Below are 13,538 nucleotides of genomic sequence, written 5' to 3' on the forward strand. Positions count from 1 at the left end.
CTCGTCTCATGTTGTGGCCGTAGCAGGCACTCGATCGACTCGGAAGGACACCGAGCATAGATGAACGTTGAGTTTTCTCCATCCCCTGCCGTTCGGCTCGGGGGTGTGACCGGTGCTGGCGAACGCAGCTGGGTTGCTGGGGCGGCGTGTCGGGGGATGGACACGGGGTTGTTCTTCCCCGTCGATGATCGTCCGGGGGCTGCCGAGTCTGCGTTGGCGGTGTGCCGTCGCTGCCGGGTTCGTGGGATCTGTCTGGTGGAGGCGTTGCTGGTGGAGGACCCGGCCCGCCGTTTCGGTGTGGTTGGTGCCACGACTCCGGCGGAGCGGGATCGTCTGCATCGCACCGCACGTGTCGCCGCCCGCCGCGAGGCTGCCGCTGTCACCTCGATGTCGGGGAGGGCTGCGGCATGAGCCCCGACGCGACCACGGAGATCGATGGCGGGGAGCGTGCGGTGTGGTGTGAGGTGTGTCTGACCCCGCTGGGCGAGGTGTCTCCGGAGAGCGGGCGGCGGTGTGGTGATCATCGCGGGCAGCTCGCGTTGGTCCCGGCGCCGGTGGTGTGTGGGCCGCGTCGTTCCCCGGGGTGGGACGGGGACCGGCGATGACAACGACGACGGCGGGTGCTCTGGTCCTGGCCGGGTTGGTGGCGCTGGTGGCGCTGGCTGGTCTGCACTGGTTGGGGCAGTTCTTCGGTCGGATCGCTGAGGGGGTGGCGACGATCGCGGTCGTGTTCGTCACCGTGTGGCTGGTGGGCAAGGCCACGGTGATCGTCGCGGTGTGGGTGGTCCGGCATTGGCGTACCACGATCACGACGGTCGGGGTCGTCGGGTGGTGCTGGTTGTGGGGCTGGCCGTCGCTGCTGGTCAGCTGTGTTGCGGCGGTGCTGGTGCTGTCGGTGTGGTGGTGGGTCTCGGTGGTGTCGTTCGACCGCGGGGCCGGACGCCACCTGCGGGCGTGGTGGCTGCGCTGGGCGGTCTATGCCCCTCGGATGCCCCGCTGGCTGCGTTCGTGCAACCTCACGGTCCCTGATCGGGTGGGGCCGGCGGTGGCGCAGGTGAATCCGTTGCGTCGGAATCCGTTGCGTCGGACCCCGGTGGTGTCGCGGTCGCGGCCGGTGGCTGATCAGCTCCCCCGGATCGTGGGGGTCCGGTCGGGGCCGTCGTGGGACGAGGTCCGGGTCCGGCTGGTGGCGGGGCAGACCCCCGAAGAGTTCGACACCGCGACCCGCGCTCTGGCGGTGGCCCGGGGTGTGCGCCGCTGCCAGGTCCGGGAGGTCGCCCCGAATGTGGTGTCGATCGATTTCCAACGCCGCAACCTCCTCGATGTCCTGGTTCGTTCGCCAGGGGTCGAGACGCTGTCCGGGATCGACGGGGCTGCGGTTGATCTGGGGAAGGTCTGGTCGGGGCGCACCGAGTACGGCACGGATTGGTGGCAGTCGTTGATCGGCGGTCACACCCTGGTTGCGGGGGCTACGGGGGCGGGGAAGGGGTCGTTGATGTGGGCGCCGCTGGTCTCGGTCGCCCCCGCGATCCGTGACGGTCTGGTGCGGGTCAACGGGATCGACCCCAAGGGGATGGAGCTGGCCTACGGACGCGGGGTGTTCCACCGCTACGCGGTCACCTCGAAAGACGCACTCGCCCTGCTCGATGACCTCGTCGAGCAGATGGAAGCCCGTAAACGCGCCTACGCCGGTGCGACCCGCCTGGTCCCGATCACGACGGAGACGCCGTTGGAGATTGTAGAGTTCGACGAGATCGGTGCGCTGCTGCGTTACGGCGGGGACCGCAAGACCCGCGAGGCGATCACCGACCGCGTCGCCCTGTTGACGACCCAAGGCCGCGCTCTGGGGTTCACGGTGCGCGGGTATGTGCAGGAACCGACGAAGGACACCGTCCCGGTGCGGGAGTTGTTCCCCCGCCGGATCTGCCTGCGCGTGGCGTCGAAGTCCCACGTGTCGATGGTGCTGGGGGACCAGGCCTACGAGCGGGGTGCGTGGGCGAACCGGATCGGTGAAGACGAACCCGGCGTGGGTTATCTGTTCGGCGACGGCATCCGTGAACCCCTTCGTGTCCGGGCCGGGTGGGTGTCCGACGGCGCGGTGAAAGACCTCGAAACGTTCGTCACCCGCACCGCCCCGCCCGCAGATATGGCGGCACCGGCGCTCACCCTGCCCGCGCCCACCGACACCCTGCCCGATGCCCGCCGCAAGATCGGAGACGCCGCATGACCCCCACCGACACGGCGAGCCGGGAGCCGGTCGATCAGGACACGCTCAGCCGGGCGCAGAAGGCGATGCTCGCGCTGTCCGACGATGTCGCGGTCCAGCTCGCCGCAGACCACGGGGTGTGTGTCCGTCCTCTGGCGATGCGGCGGATCGACCAGTCCAGCGGCCGGGTCGAGGTCGTCCCGGTGCCGTGTGGCTCGACCCGGGAAGACCAGTGTGGACCGTGCGCGGACAAAGCCCGACGGCTACGCATGGTCCAGTGCCGCGAAGGCTGGCACCTCGACAACGAACCCATCGTGAAACCGGCCGACCCGACCGACACGCAGAAAGAGTTGATGGCCGCCCGCGCGGACTTCCACGCCGCCTACACCGACTGTCTCGCCGCAGGTGCCGAAGCCGAGTGCGCTGAGATCCGCGAGATCGTCGAGGACATCGACACCGAACTCCGCGCTCTCGGTGTCCGGGGCCGCCTCGCCCCGCTCGACCCGACACCCCAGACCGTGCGCCGCTCCACCCGCCGCCGCCAGGACGCACCCAACCTCCCACGCCGCCCGGTGGAGGACCGCACCGTGGGCCGGGTGTTCGGCGGGAAGTACCGGCCCTCCACGTTCCTCACCCTCACCCTCGACACCTACGGCCGCGTCGACGGCCACGGCGCCGCCCTCGACCCGGACTCCTATGACTACCGCCGCGCCGCCCGCGACGCGATCCACTTCCCGAAGCTGCTGGACCGGTTCTGGCAGAACACCCGCCGTTGCGTGGGTTGGGACGTGCAGTACTTCGGCACCGTCGAACCACAGAAGCGCGGGGCACCGCACTTCCACGCCGCCATCCGCGGCACCATCCCCCGCTCCGAACTCCGAGCGATCACCGCTGCGACCTATCACCAGGTGTGGTGGCCGGCCCACGACGAGATCGTCTACAGCGGGGACCGGCTTCCCCGCTGGGACCACCACCACAAAGCGTTCGTCGACCCCGACACCCGGGCACCGCTGCCGACCTGGGACGAGGCCACCGACCCCGACGCCCTCGCGGCTCCGGCGCACACGGTGGTGTTCGGGCCGCAGGTCCACGTCAAGGGCATCCTCGGCGGTTCTGAGGAGGCCGGGCGCCACATCGGCTACCTGACCAAGTACCTCACCAAGTCCGTCGGGCAGGCCGCCGGCCTCGACGACACCGCCACGTCACGGCAGCGCGAGCACGCCCGCCGCCTCGCCGCCGAACTCGCGATCACGCCGTGCTCGCCGCGCTGCCCGATCTGGCTGCTCTACGGGATCGAACCCAAGGGCGCCCGGCCGGGGACGACGCCAGGGCATTGCAAGGGCAAGGCACACAAGCCCGAGCACCTCGGGATCGCCGGGCGCCGCGTCCTCGTCTCCCGCAAGTGGTCCAACAAGTCCCTGTCCGACCACCGCGCGGAACGGACGGCGTTCGTTCGGCAACTGCTCGACCGGGCCGGGGTGCAGCCCGCCTACGCCGTTGACGACGGCCCGTTCACCTGGGAGGCCACCAAGCCCGGGGACTCGGACGTGCCACCCCGCACCGTGCTGCTGCTCCATGCGATCAACCAACGCTCCCGATGGCGCGCCGACTACGACGCCGCCGTCCTGGCCACCACCGACGCACCACCCGACGCACCACCCGACGACCGTTCGGTAACCGAGGGAGCAGCGGCATGACGAAGATCAGCGAGGCTCGGATCGTGCTGACCGTCGAGGAGGCCGCCGAACTGCTGGGCATCGGCCGGACGCTCATGTACGCCTTGGTCGCTGCCGGGGAGGTCGAGTCGGTCCGGATCGGGCGGCTCCGGCGCATCCCGCGCGACGCCCTGGTCGTCTATGTCGAGGGACTGCGGGGGCGTGTCGCGTGACGGAGAAGAAGCGCACCCGACAGCCGAACGGCACGTCGAGCGTCTACGAGGGCAAGGACGGCTACTGGCACGGTCGGGTCACCGTCGGGGTTCGTGACGACGGCAAGTCAGACCGCCGTCACGTCATGCGGAAGTCCAAGGCGGACGCCATCCGCGCGGTCCGCAAGCTCGAACGCGACCGCGATTCGGCAACCGTCCAGGCGCTTGGCCGGGTCGGCACGGTGGGGGAGTGGTTGGAGCACTGGGTGGAGAACATCGCCGCCGCCGTGGTCCGGGAGAACACGCTCGCCGGGTACCGGGTCGCGATCCGCACGCACCTGATCCCTGGGATCGGCGCCCACCGGCTCGACCGGCTGCAGCCCGAGCACCTGGAGAAGCTCTACGCGCGGATGATCCGCAACGGCAGCTCGCCCGGTACCGCCCACCAGGCGCACCGCACCCTCCGGACCGCACTTGGTGAGGCCGAACGACGCGGACGGATCACCAGGAACCCGGCCGCGCTCGCGAAGGCGCCCCGGGTCAGCGAGTCGGAGGTGGAGCCGTACTCGGTCGACGAGGTCCGACGGCTGCTTACCACCGCCGCCGAGGGGCGGAACCACGCCCGCTGGGCCATCGCCCTCGCGCTCGGGCTCCGTCAGGGGGAGGTCCTGGGGCTGCGCTGGACCGACGTCGATCTGGACACCGGGACGCTCCTCGTCCGCCGGGGGCGACTACGTCCTCGCTACCGGCACGGCTGCGGCGGCTCGTGCGGCAAGAAGGCCGGCTACTGCCCGAACCGGGTCGCGGACCGGCCGGAGACCGACGAGACGAAGTCGCGCGCCGGACGCCGAGCCATCGGCCTCCCCGACGAGCTGGTCGCGCTCCTGAAGTCCCACCGCGAGGAGCAGGACTGTGAGCGAGACACGGCTGCGCAGCTCTGGCGGGACTCCGGCTACGTCTTCACCGATGAGCGCGGTGAACCGCTCAACCCGAACACCGACTACCACCACTGGAAGAAGCTCCTGTGCGACGCCGGGGTCCGTGACGGACGACTGCACGACGCCCGCCACACCGCCGCGACGGTGCTGCTGATCCTCGGCGTCCCGGAGCGCGCGGTCATGGGACTGATGGGCTGGTCGACGACCGCGATGGCGGCCCGCTACCAGCACGTCACCGGGGTCGTGCGCACCGACGTCGCCCAGCGTGTGGGTGGTCTGATCTGGGGCCGACCGGATGACAAGTGAGACTGGAAATGAGACTGAACGCCGAACGCCGGGGGCTCCGCGTGGGAGCCGCCCGGCGTTCTGCCTGTTCAGGCTGGCGGAGGATACGGGATTTGAACCCGTGAGGGATTGCTCCCAACACGCTTTCCAAGCGTGCGCCCTAGGCCACTAGGCGAATCCTCCGCGAAGAAGGTTACGCGACGCCCTCGGCGATCCGACGCGGCCCCCTCGTCGCCCGACGGCGCCGTCCGTGGCACACTGTCCGCGGACCCCGTGCGGCGTCCATCCTGTGAACTCCCCCAGGGCCGGAAGGCAGCAAGGGTCAACAGGCTCTGGCGGGTGCGCGGGGTCCCCTTCTGTCTCCGAGCGGGTCCCCGAAGTGTCGGACCCCCTGGGTAGCCTTCCCCTCGTGGCTCTGGCTCTGTACCGCAAGTACCGCCCGGCCAAGCTGGCCGACGTCGTGGGGCAGGAGCACGTCACCGAGCCCCTGGCCACCGCCCTCACCGCGGGGCGGATCAACCACGCGTACCTGTTCTCGGGGCCGCGGGGCTGTGGCAAGACGTCCTCGGCCCGCATCCTGGCGCGGTCGCTGAACTGCGAGCAGGGGCCGACCCCGGACCCGTGCGGCGTCTGCAACTCGTGCATCGCGCTCGCCCCCGAGGGATCGGGCAGCATCGACGTCGTCGAGCTCGACGCGGCGTCCCACGGTGGTGTGGAGGACGCGCGCGAGCTGCGTGACCGGGCGTTCTACGCGCCGGCCGAGTCGCGCTACCGCGTGTTCGTCGTCGACGAGGCGCACATGGTCACCACCCAGGGCTTCAACGCGTTGCTCAAGATCGTCGAAGAGCCCCCGGAGCACCTGGTCTTCGTGTTCGCGACGACGGAGCCGGAGAAGGTGCTCCCGACGATCCGGTCGCGGACCCACCACTACCCGTTCCGGCTGATCCCGCCCGGGACGATGCGCTCGCTGCTGGAGAAGATCTGCGGCGAGGAGCAGGTGACCGTCGCGCCGCCGGTGTTCCCGCTGGTCATCCGGGCCGGGGGTGGTTCGGCCCGGGACACGCTGTCGGTGCTGGACCAGCTGCTCGCCGGCGCCGGGCCGCAGGGCGTCACCTACGAGCGCGCGGTCGCGTTGCTCGGGGTGACCGACTCCGGCCTGATCGACGACACCGTCGACGCGCTCGCCGCGGCCGACGGCGCCGCCGTCTACGGCGCGGTCGACCGGCTCGTCGAGGCCGGGCACGACCCGCGGCGTTTCGCCTCGGACCTGCTGCAGCGCTTCCGTGACCTGATGCTCGTGCAGGCCGTGCCGGACGCCGCGGAGCAGGGCCTGGTCGACGGCGCCGAGGACGAGCTGGCCCGGATGGCGGACCAGGCCGCCCGGCTCGGTCCGGCGACCCTGACCCGCTACGGCGAGATCCTGCACCAGGGCCTGATCGAGATGCGCGGGGCCACCGCGCCGCGGCTGCTGCTGGAACTGCTGGTCGCCCGGATGCTGCTCCCCGCGGCCACGACCTCCGACGGCGGCCTGCTCGAACGCCTGGAGCGCATCGAGCGGCGCAACGCGATCGCCCCCGACCCCGCCGGCCCGTCCGACGACGGCGCCGCCAAGCGGTTCGTGCGGCCCAGCGAGCGCCCGCCGGCGCCCACCTCCGACGGCGCCGCCCCGGGTGCGGGCGGCGGCGCGCCGGCGCGTTCCGCGGAACGCGACGCCGGGGCCCCGGCCGCCGTGCCCGCCCCGGCGCCGGCGCGACCGGACGAGCCGGCACCGCGGCCCGCGGTGACCAGGGCTGCGGACGTGCCGCGTTCCGCGGAACGCGACGACGAGGACGGCTCCGCGGCCACGCCGGCCGCCGGTCCGGCCGCACCGGCACGCTCCGGAGACCGGGCCGAGGCCGACCCGCGTTCCGCGGAACGCGCTCCGGCCTCCGTCCCCGATGCCCCTGTGCCTGATGTCCCTGTGCCCGACGACTCCGTCCCCGACGCGTCCGTCCCCGCCGTGTCGGCGCCTGCCGAGTCCGACCCTGTCGCCCCCGGGGCGGGCGACGGCCCGGTCCCGGCGGACGGCCCCGCAGCGGACGCTCCCGCCACCGGTACCGGGCACACGGACGGCGAGCCCGCCCGGCAGGCCGACGGCCCCGGTGACGGCGCCCGGCGGGCGGACGATCCCGGCCCGGGCGGCGCTGGTGCCGAAGACATCGAGGAACCGGCAGGGCAGGCGGCTCCGTCCCGGAGCCCCGCTCCGCCCCGCGACGGCGCGCCCCCCGACGCCGTGCCGCCGGAGTCGGCGCAGCCGGTGTCGTCGGCGTCGTCGCTGGACGCGACCGCGGTCCGCCGGGTCTGGCCGGAGATCCTCGCCGCCGTCCGTCAGCGCAGCCGCAGCACGGAGGCACTGCTGGTCAACGCCACCGTCCGGGCGGTCGACGGCGACACCCTGGTCCTCGCGATCGGCGCTCCGCCGCTGGCCCGGCGACTGTCCGAGGCACGCAACACCGACGTGATCGCCGACGCCCTGCGCGCCGTCCTCGGGGTCCAGTGGCGGGTCCACTGCGACACCGGGGAGGCCGCGACCGCGCGTCGCGCCGCCGCACCGGACCGCGCCCAGCGGGCGGTACCGCAACGTCCCTCGCAGCGTGACGCACCGCAGCGTGAGCAGGGCGGGCGCCCCGCTCGCCGACCTGCGGGGGACTCCGACGTCCCGCTGCCGCCGGAACCGCCGCCGGAGGATGCACCGCCGGACCCTCGTGATGCCGGACCGCAGGGGGGCGACGGTCCGGGCGCACGACCGGCCCCGGTGCGGAACCAGGCCGCCGAGGAGGAGGACATGCTCGCCGAGGCCGCGGCCGAGGCGGCGTCGCCGGGCGCCCGTCGCGACCCCGAGGCCGCCGCGCTGGAGATCCTCACCTCGCACCTGGGAGCACGCAAACTCGACCCACGCTGACCCCGGCCCGGACGGAGCGCGGTCAGCGGCGCAGCTGTGCCAGCACCGCCTCGGCCACCGCCGCCGCGATCCGGTCCCGCCCGGCCGGGTCGGTCAGCACGGCGGCGTCGCCGGCGTTGCGCATGTTGCCTGCCTCCACCAGCGCCGTCGGGACTGTCGAGGAGTTCAGGCCGGCCAGGTCCGGGCGGCCGTCGAGCCCGTCGCGGCCGATGTAGCCGGCCGGGGCGAACCCGGCCGAGCGCAGCGCGTCCCGCAGCCCGGTGGCCAGGCGCAGCGACGCCGGTCCCGTCCCGTGCACGGCGGGCTCGGCGTAGGCGACGTGGAACCCGTGGGCCGAGGCCGCCGCGCCGTCCGCGTGCAGCGACACGGCCAGCGCCGCGCCGGCCCGGCCGCCCGCCGCCCCACGGGCGTCGACACACGGGCCGACGCCGACGTCGTCGGAACGGGTGAGGACCACCCGCACACCGGCGGCCTCCAGCCGGGACCGCACGCGCCCGGCCAGGTCCCAGGTGAAGGCGTGCTCGGCGTAGCCGGCGTTCGTGGAGGTGCCGGTCGTGTTGCACGGTTTGGTCCCGCCGCGCCCGTCGGGGACCGGCCGGTTCACCGCGGCCTTGTTCGCGGCGTTGCCGCCGTTGTGACCGGGGTCGAGCAGCACGACCGGGCGGGGGACCGGTGCCGGCGTGGTGGGCGGCGGTGCCGGCGTGGTCGGCAGCGAACGGGTCGTCGCGGCCGGTCGCGGGGCCGCGTCGACGGGAGGCGGGACCGGCGCCGGCGCACCGCAGCCGGCGCACACCAATGCGACGACGAGCGGGAGGACGGCCGTGGCGGAACGGATCAGGGCGCGCACGGTCGGTCAGCCTGACACGTCTACCCTGGAGAACGACACGTCCGCGCCGGTTGCGCCGGGGAAGCCCCCGATCGCGCGAGCCGGACCCGACAGCGAGGGGTACGCGTGCAACCCGGTCAGCCCGACATGCAGATGATCCTGCAGCAGGCCCAGAAGATGCAGCAGCAGCTCCAGCAGGCGCAGGCCGAGCTCGCGACCGCCGAGGTCACCGGCCAGGCCGGGAACGGGCTCGTCGAGGTCACCGTCACCGCGGGTCTGGAGCCGCGCTCGGTGCGGATCGATCCGAAGGTCGTCGACCCCGACGACGTCGAGACCCTGCAGGACCTCGTCGCCGGCGCGCTCGCCGACGCGGTCCGCCGTGCGCAGGAGCTGCAGCAGGAGAAGATGGGCCCGCTCGCCGGAGGCCTCGACATGGGCGGCCTGGGCCTCCCGGGCGCCTGAGGTGTTCGAAGGACCGGTCCAGGACCTGATCGACGAGCTGGGACGCCTGCCCGGGGTCGGTCCGAAGAGCGCCCAGCGCATCGCGTTCCACCTGCTCGCCGCGGACCCGGCCGACATCAACCGGCTCCAGGAGGTCCTGCAGACGGTCAAGCAGGGCGTCGCGTTCTGCGACGTGTGCGGCAACGTCGCGTCGGACACCCGCTGCCGCTACTGCTCCGACGCACGGCGCGACCCGACGCTGGTGTGCGTGGTCGAGGAGCCCAAGGACGTCCTGGCCGTCGAGCGGACCCGGGAGTTCAAGGGCCGCTACCACGTGCTCGGCGGTGCGCTCGACCCGCTGGCCGGGATCGGCCCGGACAGTCTGCGGATCCGTGAGCTGCTCGCCCGCCTCGGCGGCACCGGTCCGGCGACCGACGAGACCGAGATCTCCGAGGTCATCATCGCGACCGACCCCAACACCGAGGGTGAGGCCACCGCGACCTACCTGGTGCGGCTGCTGCGCGACTTCCCCGGTCTGAGCGTCACGCGACTCGCGTCCGGCCTGCCGATGGGTGGCGACCTGGAGTTCGCCGACGAGATGACGCTCGGCCGCGCGCTCGCCGGCCGACGGGCCCTGTAGGCCCGGACACGGAACGGCCGGTCCGTACCGGGCGCGACGCCCCGGTCGTGACCGGCCACCCGGCGCAGCAACCCCCCGCCGCTGCGCCTCCTTCCTGGTGAGATCCCGACTGCGGAGCCCCAGTGGGGCTGATGCTCCTTCGGCGAGCCTCAGCGGGGCTGATGCTCCTTCGGCGAGCCTCAGCGGGGCTGATGCTCCTTCGGCGAGCCTCAGTCGGTGTCCTCGTCGCCCCACGCGTCCACGTGGTGCGACCGGCCGTGGAGCTGGCGCTGCCTGCGCTCCCACTCCCGGCGGCGCTGCTCGGCGATCCGACGCCACGCCTCGCTCTGGCGCCGGTCGGTCACCCCGATCACGATCGCCGAGAGGACCAGCGTGGCCAGCCCGGCCAGGGCCACCGCCACCAGCGCGATCACGGCGACCACCGCCCGGTACGGGCGCGGTGGTACGTGCCTGCGTGCGGCACCTGCGTCCTGCGGATCATGTCCATCTCCCTTCGTGTGTCGCGGTCGGTCCGTGGTCCCCGTCCGCCACGGTCGGTGTGGCTGCCGTCACGTCCGGGTGATGTCAGCATGCCCGATGGAGCGCTCCCGTGCAATTGCAGACTCAGGGAATTGCACGGAGCTGTAGATTGCACGGCAGGACCGGGGAGGAGTGCGGGGTGGAGCAGGAGCCGACCGGCGCACGACGACGGCTGGGTGCCGAGCTGCGCCGGCTGCGCGTCAACGCCGGGCTGAAGCTGGAGGACGCCGCGGCCGGGGTGGGCTGCTCGGCGTCGAAGATCAGCAGGCTGGAGAACGGCAAGGGGGTGCCGCGCCCGGCCGACGTCGCCGCGCTGGTCGAGGTCTACGGCGGGGTCGCCGGGGTCGAGGCGGAGATGCTTGAACGGCTGGTCACCGAGAGCCGTACCCGTGGCTGGTGGGAGCCGTTCACCGAGGGCCTGCGCACCGACCCGCACTTCCTGCCGTCGCCGGGTCGGTACGCGGCCGCCGAGACCGACGCGACCGCCGTCGCCGCGTTCGACCTGACCGTGCTGCACGGGCTGCTCCAGACGCCCGCCTACGCCCACGCCGCGCTGCGCGCCCGGCTCCCGGGTCGCCCGGACTGGGAGATCGACCAGCTCGTGCGGCTGCGCGGTCGTCGCCACGAGGCGCTCACCGCGACACCGCCGCTGGTGCTCGACGTGGTCGTCGACGAGGCCGTGCTCGTCCGCGCGACCGGCGGTCCCGCGGTGATGGCCGAGCAGCTCGACCGGCTGCTCACGCTGTCGGAGCTGCCCGACGTGACGCTGCGTGTACTCCCGTTCGGCGCCGGGCCGCAGCGTGCGCACGCCGGCCGATTCGCGATCCTGACCGTCCCCGACGCACTCGGGCCCGACGTCGTCCACACCGAGGGGCACGCGGGGGAGTCGTTCCTGGAGTCGCCCGCCGACCTGCGCACCTACCGTGAGGTCTTCGACGAGGTCCGGGCCGCCGCGCTCGACGAGGACGCCTCGCGGGCCGCGGTCGCGAACCACCGGGACGCGCACCGGGCCGCCGCCGTCGAGGCGTCGAGCGAACGGGACGTGCGTACCAGTTCGTAGCACTATCGTGACGCAAGGGACTACCGGTTGGTAACGGACCGCTATAGGTTTCCCCGTCATCAGGTGTCCTCACGCACACATCGGGTGGACGCCTCTGCTGACGAGGGGACCGGAATGCGCAGACGGTGGATGACGGCGGTCATGGCGGGCGTGCTCGCAGTGGGCATGACCGCCTGCGCGAGCTCGGAGCGCGGAGCGGGCGGCGACGCCGCAGGAGGGACCTTCGTCTTCGGCGCCGCCGGCGCGCCGAAGAACTTCGACCCGATCTTCAACGACGACGGCGAGAGCTTCCGCCCGGCGCGGCAGATGTTCGACACGCTGATCACCCACAAGCCCGGGACCACCGAGCTCGCGCCCGGCCTGGCCACCGAGTGGAAGTCCACTCCGGACGGCAAGACCTGGACGTTCACCCTCCGCGAGGGCGTCACGTTCCACGACGGCACGCCGTTCGACGCGACCGCGGTCTGCGCGAACTTCGACCGCTGGTTCCAGATGAAGGGAGCCGCGGCCCAGAGCCAGATGATCTACTACGGCGATGTCTTCGGGGGCTTCGCCAAGAACGAGGGTGACGCCTCGGGCGCACCGCTCTACAAGTCCTGCACGGCGCAGAGCCCGAACACCGCCGTCCTGGCGCTGAACAAGTTCAAGGGCGCGTTCCCGGCCGCCTTCGCCCTCCCGTCGTTCTCGATCTCCAGCCCGACGGCGCTCAAGCAGTACGACGCCGACGCCGTCACCCAGAGCGGTGACTCCTTCACCTGCCCCGCCTACGCGAACGAGCACCCGACGGGCACCGGCCCGTTCAAGTTCGAGAGTTTCGACAAGGCGAACAACACGATCACCCTGGTCCGCAACGACCAGTACTGGGGTGAGAAGGCCAAGCTCGACCGGCTCATCTTCAAGATCATCCCGGACGAGAACGCCCGCAAGCAGGAGCTGGCCGCCGGCACCATCGACGGCTACGACTACCCGTCGCCCGCGGACTACCAGACCCTGAAGGACCAGGGCGACCAGGTGCTGATCCGCCAGCCGTTCTCGCTGCTCTACATGGGCATCAACACGAAGAACAACCCCAAGCTCAAGGACCTTCGGGTCCGTCAGGCGCTCGCCTACGCGATCGACCGCGAGTCGCTGGTCCGCACGAAGATGCCGGAGGGTTCCGCGGTCGCGAAGGAGTTCGTGCCGCCGACCGTCGCGGGCTACGCCGACGACGTCACCGAGTACCCGTACGACCCGGAGAAGGCCAAGCAGCTGCTCGCGGAGGCCGGCGCGCAGAACCTGACGCTGAACTTCTACTACCCGACCGAGATCACCCGGCCCTACATGCCGAACCCGGCGGACCTGTTCTCGGCGATGTCGGCGAACCTGAAGGCCGTCGGCATCACGGTCAACCCGGTCGCGCGGCCGTGGAACGGCGGCTACAAGGACGACGTCCAGAAGGCCGGCAAGCACGACCTGCACCTGCTCGGCTGGACCGGCGACTACAACGACGCCGGCAACTTCGTCGGCACGTTCTTCGGCCGGGAGAAGGCCGAGTTCGGGCCGCAGGACCCGGCGATGTTCGCCGAGCTGGCCAAGGCCGACGCCATCCCGGACCCGGCCGGCCACGCCGCGGCGTACCAGCAGGCCAACAAGGACATCATGGCCAAGTACCTGCCGGCCGTGCCGATCCTGACCACCGGACCGGCGATCGTCGTCGGACCGAACGTGCAGGGCCTCGTCCCGTCGCCGCTGACCGACGAGCGCTTCGTCTCCGTCAGCAAGAACTGACCGTGCCCCGGGCGCCGCGGAGACCCCGCGGCGCCCGGCCGCGTGTCC

Annotated in this window: 12 protein-coding genes, 1 tRNA gene and 1 other RNA gene; 11 read left to right on the forward strand and 3 right to left on the reverse strand. The window is 72.4% G+C overall.

The window, feature by feature from the left end:
- The first annotated feature begins 60 nt into the window (after nt 1-60).
- The 5 genes from Ae505Ps2_RS08705 (at nt 61) to Ae505Ps2_RS08725 (ending at nt 5,317) form a co-directional block, all read left to right on the forward strand.
- The gene (locus tag Ae505Ps2_RS08705) at nt 61-411 is read left to right on the forward strand and encodes a WhiB family transcriptional regulator (protein ID WP_084786236.1); all 351 of its coding nucleotides are present in this window, start codon (nt 61-63) and stop codon (nt 409-411) included.
- A gap of 190 nt (nt 412-601) precedes the next feature.
- On the forward strand, nt 602-2,227 hold the full coding sequence (locus tag Ae505Ps2_RS08710) for an FtsK/SpoIIIE domain-containing protein (RefSeq protein ID WP_075553551.1): 1,626 nt from the start codon (nt 602-604) through the stop codon (nt 2,225-2,227).
- 65 nt (nt 2,228-2,292) lie between these two features.
- The gene (locus Ae505Ps2_RS08715) at nt 2,293-3,903 is read left to right on the forward strand and encodes a helitron helicase-like domain-containing protein (RefSeq protein ID WP_249265377.1); all 1,611 of its coding nucleotides are present in this window, start codon (nt 2,293-2,295) and stop codon (nt 3,901-3,903) included.
- Nucleotides 3,900-4,094 (forward strand): helix-turn-helix domain-containing protein, encoded by a 195-nt coding sequence (locus tag Ae505Ps2_RS08720; RefSeq protein WP_075308882.1) that lies wholly within the window; start codon nt 3,900-3,902, stop codon nt 4,092-4,094. Before Ae505Ps2_RS08715 ends, Ae505Ps2_RS08720 begins: the two co-directional genes overlap by 4 nt.
- A complete protein-coding gene (locus Ae505Ps2_RS08725; protein ID WP_075308880.1) occupies nt 4,091-5,317 on the forward strand; it encodes a site-specific integrase in 1,227 nt (408 codons plus the stop codon). Before Ae505Ps2_RS08720 ends, Ae505Ps2_RS08725 begins: the two co-directional genes overlap by 4 nt.
- Before the next feature lie 74 nt (nt 5,318-5,391).
- Here the strand turns inward: Ae505Ps2_RS08725 and Ae505Ps2_RS08730 are convergent.
- Nucleotides 5,392-5,479: transfer RNA gene (locus Ae505Ps2_RS08730), tRNA-Ser, on the reverse strand.
- Between the two features lie 80 nt (nt 5,480-5,559).
- Between Ae505Ps2_RS08730 and ffs the strand changes: the two genes are divergently transcribed.
- Both ffs and Ae505Ps2_RS08740 read left to right on the forward strand, forming a co-directional pair.
- Nucleotides 5,560-5,654, forward strand: an RNA gene (gene ffs, locus Ae505Ps2_RS08735) — signal recognition particle sRNA small type.
- Nucleotides 5,655-5,705: 51 nt separating this feature from the next.
- A complete protein-coding gene (locus Ae505Ps2_RS08740; RefSeq protein WP_212567620.1) occupies nt 5,706-8,237 on the forward strand; it encodes a DNA polymerase III subunit gamma and tau in 2,532 nt (843 codons plus the stop codon).
- Nucleotides 8,238-8,259: 22 nt separating this feature from the next.
- On the opposite strand, the gene Ae505Ps2_RS08745 is transcribed toward Ae505Ps2_RS08740, so the two are convergent.
- Nucleotides 8,260-9,084 carry an N-acetylmuramoyl-L-alanine amidase gene (locus Ae505Ps2_RS08745; RefSeq protein WP_233147706.1) on the reverse strand — a complete coding sequence of 275 codons (825 nt, stop codon included), beginning with the start codon at nt 9,082-9,084 and terminating at the stop codon, nt 8,260-8,262.
- Nucleotides 9,085-9,210: 126 nt separating this feature from the next.
- Here Ae505Ps2_RS08745 and Ae505Ps2_RS08750 point away from each other — a divergent pair, with 126 nt between their 5' ends.
- The gene (locus tag Ae505Ps2_RS08750; protein WP_020624775.1) at nt 9,211-9,525 is read left to right on the forward strand and encodes a YbaB/EbfC family nucleoid-associated protein; all 315 of its coding nucleotides are present in this window, start codon (nt 9,211-9,213) and stop codon (nt 9,523-9,525) included.
- A gap of 1 nt (nt 9,526) precedes the next feature.
- Nucleotides 9,527-10,144 (forward strand): recombination mediator RecR, encoded by a 618-nt coding sequence (recR, locus tag Ae505Ps2_RS08755; RefSeq protein ID WP_020624774.1) that lies wholly within the window; start codon nt 9,527-9,529, stop codon nt 10,142-10,144.
- Between the two features lie 209 nt (nt 10,145-10,353).
- Here the strand turns inward: recR and Ae505Ps2_RS08760 are convergent, their stop codons facing one another.
- Nucleotides 10,354-10,557, reverse strand: coding sequence for a hypothetical protein (locus Ae505Ps2_RS08760; protein ID WP_139318855.1), 204 nt, complete (start codon nt 10,555-10,557; stop codon nt 10,354-10,356).
- 245 nt (nt 10,558-10,802) lie between these two features.
- Here Ae505Ps2_RS08760 and Ae505Ps2_RS08765 point away from each other — a divergent pair, with 245 nt between their 5' ends.
- A complete protein-coding gene (locus Ae505Ps2_RS08765; protein ID WP_075308876.1) occupies nt 10,803-11,723 on the forward strand; it encodes a helix-turn-helix transcriptional regulator in 921 nt (306 codons plus the stop codon).
- 129 nt (nt 11,724-11,852) lie between these two features.
- A complete protein-coding gene (locus tag Ae505Ps2_RS08770; RefSeq protein WP_075553553.1) occupies nt 11,853-13,490 on the forward strand; it encodes an ABC transporter substrate-binding protein in 1,638 nt (545 codons plus the stop codon).
- The last annotated feature ends 48 nt before the right edge of the window (nt 13,491-13,538 follow it).

Origin of the sequence: Pseudonocardia sp. Ae505_Ps2, from assembly GCF_001932425.1 — a bacterium.
Lineage (GTDB): Bacteria > Actinomycetota > Actinomycetes > Mycobacteriales > Pseudonocardiaceae > Pseudonocardia.